Source organism: Luteibacter sahnii, assembly GCF_034063545.1.
Lineage (GTDB): Bacteria > Pseudomonadota > Gammaproteobacteria > Xanthomonadales > Rhodanobacteraceae > Luteibacter > Luteibacter sahnii.
The window spans coordinates 1-605 of the sequence record NZ_JAQLOK010000025.1; the positions used below are offsets into that span (position 1 = coordinate 1).

Here is a 605-nt window from a genome sequence, read left to right on the forward strand (position 1 = left end):
CAGGCCCTGCTCCTTGACCAGGGCGCGCACGTTCTCGGTCACCGCCTCGTCGATCTTCCGTGCACTGTCCGGGTCGCTCATCATCCGGGTCATGTCGTAGCGCTTGACCTGGTCGCGCACGATCGCCGCGTACTGGCTGGCGACGTTGTTCTTGAACCAGTCCTGGCCGAAGCCGGACAGCAGCCGCGCCGGCGCGGTGATGCGGTATTGGATCTGCGTGGAGAAGTCCAACAGGATGTTGTCGCTGGAGGAGAAGTCGTCGAAGGCCACCTGCACCGTCTGCGGCGTGGTGTCCACGTACACCGCCGACGTCGTCATCCACGTGTAGGTGCGGCCGGGATCGCGCACGTCGTCCAGGCGGATGCCGCCCTTGCCGAACAGCAGCGGCTTGTCCACCAGCACCGCCTGCTGCCCCGGATCGGGCGAGACCACGGTACAGCCGCACAGCAAGGCCGCCACGGCGGCGGCCAGCATGGAATGTTTCATCGATGTCCCCCTGAAGGACGGCGCCGCGCGCCGTCGTGTGCCGGGGATGCTAGCGCATCGTGGGGGACGAGGCATCTGCTTGGGTATGGGCAGATAGGCCGCTCATGGACCTACATGAG

Annotated in this window: 1 protein-coding gene; it reads right to left on the reverse strand. The window is 66.3% G+C overall.

Annotation, left to right across the window (positions count from 1 at the left end):
• On the reverse strand, positions 1-474 hold a 474-nt coding region (locus tag PI246_RS18385), incomplete at its 3' end, for an SPFH domain-containing protein (RefSeq protein WP_320552776.1).
• Positions 475-605 lie beyond the last annotated feature (131 nt).